Genomic DNA, 4,350 nt, shown 5'->3' on the forward strand with positions numbered 1-4,350 from the left:
GGCCAAACGCCTCGGTCGGGACCAGAGCCGGGCGGCCTGGGGCCACCAGGTGCCCTCGGTCCGCAGCGATCAGGGCGGCTGAACCGGGGGCCCACCGCCCCGCAATCACGCGGATTCACCTCCGGTTGGTGGTCCGCGCGACTCAATCGTGACCGGCGTGGCGTACGTTCTGCCAGCCACCACTCGTTCGGACGTCGCACGGAGGCCGCTGTGGACGCCCGCCACCTGCCAGAGGGTATGTGAGCCGTGGATCTTGGACCGCCGCACGGAATCCGCTTCCGCTTCTCCACCGGACTGGTGCGGGCGGTCCTGCTGGACGCGCACGGCAAACCGCCGCTGCCCCTCGCCGAGGCCATGTCGATAGACGTGGGCACCCGCGAGCTGGCGGTCGCCGAGGACCACGGCGACCCGCTGCGCGCCGTGCTGCGCCAGCGCTACGACCTGGCCGAACCGGTCGAGTGGCGGCTGCACGTCCCCGGTGACGCCTCCGTCGACGGCGACGGCGTCCAGTTCGCCCTGCCCACCGGCACCTCCGTGCGGGTGACCTCCACCGGTCAGGTCTCGGCCACCGAGGACGGCGTGGTCGTCGCGCTGCCCGCCGGGCCCGCCGAGATCGACGTCGAGGTGGTCAGCGAACCCCAGTACGCGGTGTCCGACACCGTCGTGGTGTGCCGGGCGCACCAGGCGCGCGAGGCCGCCGTCGTGGTGTCCTGCCTGCCCGGCGACCGCTTCACCCCCGTCGTCGCCCTGGACCGCCCGCCACCCGCCGGCGGCAGGCACGCCCTGCCCGGCGAGCACGACGACGAGCTCGACGCCCCCGGCCCCGACACCGGCCCGCTGCGCTCCTGGAACAACCGCAACTCGCTGCTCGCCGACCTCATGCGCGCCACCGGCGTGCGCCGCGCCGTCGTGCTCGCCGACCCGCCGCCGCAGGCCGCCCACGTGTTCGACGGCATGGAGCACGTGCGGCTGCTCAAGCCCGACCTGCTCGGCGAGGACCTCACCGACGAGGTGTGGGCGCTGCTGCACGGCGAGGGGCGGCAACCTGCCAAGGTGCTGGAGGCCGCGCCCGGCGACGACCCGGCGCAGGCCCTGTACACCGCGCTGCGCACCGGGTCCGCGCTGCGCTTCACCGAGCGCGCCGACCCGCTGGGCGACCGGTTCGCCGCCGCCGGACCCGAGTCCGGCGACGAGGCCGTGCTGGTGGAGACCACCGGCGAGGCCGACGACCTGGTCGCCGCCTGCTACGCCCACCACCGGGGCGCCCGCCTGGTCACCACGCCCCAGCCGGACCTGGACGAGGTCGGCCGGGTCGTCGCCGAGGAGCAGGCGCGGGTCACCGAGGCCGCCAGCGCGATAGGCGACGCCGTCAAGGGCATCGCGGTCGGCGAGGCGCTGTGGCGCTACCTGTCGACCGGCGGCCACGACCCCTACCCGGCGGTCGAGTCCGTGGTCACCGCGCAGGTGCCCGCCGACGCCGTGCACGCGGTGGGGGAGCGGCGGCTGACCGCGTTCACCGCGGGCCTGCCCTACCCGTTCGTGCGCACCGCCACCGGGAGCTGGGCTCGCAAGCCCATCGGGCACGTCACCACCGACCCGGCGCTGGTCGTGCTGACCGAGCTGCACCGGGAAGGCGCTTGCCGCCCGCGCGGCGCGTTCGCCCTCCTGGTCGACCCCGGCTTCCCCGCAGCCCCCGCCGACCGGGCCGCCCACGTCACCCACCCGGTGGTGCTCACCGGCGCCGAGACCGCGCTGCCCGTGGTCGCCGCCCTCGCCGCCGACCTGCCCGTCGAGGTGCTGGCGGTCAACGCGCACGACGCCGAGGGCAACGCCCTGCTCGACGGGAGCCCGCTGCCGCCGTGGCTGGTCGCCCACGCGCTCGACCTGCCGCACCAGCCCGTGGTGCTCAACAACTCCTGCCTGTCGTGGACCGACCAGGCGCGCGAGTACCTGCGGGTCGGCGCGCGCGGCTACGTCGGCGCGCTGTGGCGCATCCCGCCCGACCTGGCGGCCGACTTCACCCGCGTCGTGGTGCGCAGGCTCACCGCGGGCGAGGTGCCCGCCGCGCGCGCCGTCGTGGACACCGGGCTGCCCGGCGGCATCGAGCGCTCCTACCTGTACGCGGGAACCGCGAACGGGAGGCTGGACCGGTGGCGCGCGGGCGCACCCGGTGAGGGAGAGTCAGCGCTGACCGGGTGCGCCCTGCTGGCGGGCGTGGACCACGGCGGCGAGGAAGTGCTGCGGAAGGTGGTCCACCGGGAGATGAGTGCACTGCGCAGAGCGGCCGAGACGACCCCGGCCTCGGGGACCGAGGCCTACGTGGACACCCTGTTCGACGAGCTGTCCTTCGCGGGCGACCTGTCCGACGCCGCCGAGGTCGTCGAGAAGATCGACAAGGCGCTGCCCGCGCTGGACCTGCCCCCCGCCGAGGCGGACCGCCGCTGGGCGGCCCGCTACGAGCGCACCGGCGCGCTGCACGAGCACGGCGGCGACCACGGCGCCGCGCTGGCCGACTACGGGCGCAGCGCGTCCTACGGCGACGCCGGACCGGACCGGGCCGGGGTGCTGCTGCGGATGGCCGCGCTGGAGCCCAGACCGGAGGAGGCGCTGAGACTGGCGTCCCAGGCGTACCGGGCGGCCGTCGCCGCCGGGGACCGGGACACCGAGTTCCACGCCTGCTCCTCGCTCAACGACCTCGGCCGCCGCACCGGCGACCTGGACACCGCCCTCAAGCACGCCGTCATCGGCCACGACCTGGCGGCCGTGCGCGGCGACCGGGTGCGGCAGACCGCGTTCAAGGTGGACGAGTGCGCGCTGCGGCGCGAGCTGGGCGACCCGGACGGCGCCATAGAGGCCGGGACCGACGCGCTGGAGCTGGTGCGCGCCCAGGGCGACCCGGCCACGGAGCTGCGGGTGATAGGGGAGCTGGCGCGCTGCCACGAGGCGAGGGGCGACCTGGCGGCGGCGCTGAGCTACACCAAGGCCGGGCTGTCGCTGTCCGAGCACCAGGACGCGCCCGGCGAGTTCGCCCGCTTCCAGGACGAGACCGGGCGGCTGCTCACCAGGAGGGGCGAGCACGCCGAGGCGCTGCGGCACTACCGCAGCGCGGTGGAGGGCCTGGTGGCGCGCGGGTCGCTGGAGCGCGGGGCCGAGCTGCTGCCGCACCTGGCGGTCGGCGCGGTGCGGGCCGGGGACGCCGGGGCGCTGTGGACGACGGCGCTGTGCGGCGGGCTGGTGTGCGAGGTCGTGGAGCGCGACGTGTGGCAGGCGCTGGTGCCGCTGGTCGTGGACTCGATGAAGCGGGCCATCGAGATCGGGTCGGCGGAGCTGACGCAGCGGGGCATGACGGACTTCGCGAGCGCGGTGACCGCCGGGCGGCGCGACGACATGCCGGTGCAGGTCGGGGTGCTGTCGGACGTGGTGGTGCTGCTGCTGGCGTGGCTGATGGGGCGGATCGACGACTCGATGCTGGCGTTCGGGCGGGAGGTCGACCGGCAGACCGGCGGGGTGCTGGACCTGGTCGGGTACGTGTCGACGCCGTACGCGCAGCGGGTGCGGGGCGGGGCGGTGGCCGGGCGGTGGTCGGCGAGGTGAGCGGGGGCGCTCACGCGCCGCGGTGGGCGCCGCGGTGGGCGGCGTGGGTGCGCGGGAACAGCTCCCGGTGCGCGGTGAGGCGCCCCCGCGGGGTGGTGACCGGTTCGGCGGCCAGCAGCCCGTGGACCAGCGCTCGGGCGAACACCCGCGACGCGGCGCGCAGCACCTCGTCCGGCGGGGCCTGGCGCGCGCCGGTCACCGCGCCGAACACGGTGTCGCCGTCGGCCGTGCCGTGCGCCGGGGAGACCGCCAGCGCCAGCCCGTCCTGCGCGGCGGCGGCGAGGGCGAACGGCGGCACGGCCGCGTTGGTGGCGACGACGCCGATGACGGTGTTGAACGCCGGTGGCGCCGGCGGCGCCGGCGCCACCGCCGGGTCCAGGATCGCGCTCGGGAACTCGCCGGGCAGCCCCAGCCCGGCGGCCAGCGGCAGCCCGTCCGGCGCGTAGGACGGCCCGACCGCGTTGAGCGCCGCGATCGCGCCCACCACGACCCCGCAGCCCAGGTCCGCGCTCGCGGTCCCGAGTCCGCCCTTGAGCGCCACGTTGAGCGCGCCCGTGCCCGCGCCGACGTTGCCCTGCGGCGCCTCCACCGAGGCCGCCCGCACCGCGAGCGCCCCGAACGAGGCGTCCGGCCGCGCCCCGAAGTCCCCACCCCGCCCCAGGGCGAACAGCGCGGCCCCCCGCACCACCCCGCCACCCACCTCGGCGGCGGCCCCCCGCGCGGCGGCCCAGCCGAAGGCGCGGCCCCCCGTCCGCC

The 4,350-nt window shown here is 76.9% G+C and carries 2 protein-coding genes; one reads left to right on the forward strand and one right to left on the reverse strand.

Annotated elements, in window-relative coordinates:
• Window positions 1-246: 246 nt before the first annotated feature.
• On the forward strand, window positions 247-3,594 hold the full coding sequence (locus tag ACTUAL_RS04845) for a hypothetical protein (protein ID WP_440899402.1): 3,348 nt from the start codon (window positions 247-249) through the stop codon (window positions 3,592-3,594).
• 10 nt (window positions 3,595-3,604) lie between these two features.
• Here the strand turns inward: ACTUAL_RS04845 and ACTUAL_RS04850 are convergent.
• Window positions 3,605-4,350, reverse strand: a 746-nt coding sequence (locus ACTUAL_RS04850; RefSeq protein WP_440899403.1) for a P1 family peptidase, incomplete at its 5' end; no start/stop codon positions are given.

It is taken from the genome of Actinosynnema sp. (assembly GCF_052038725.1).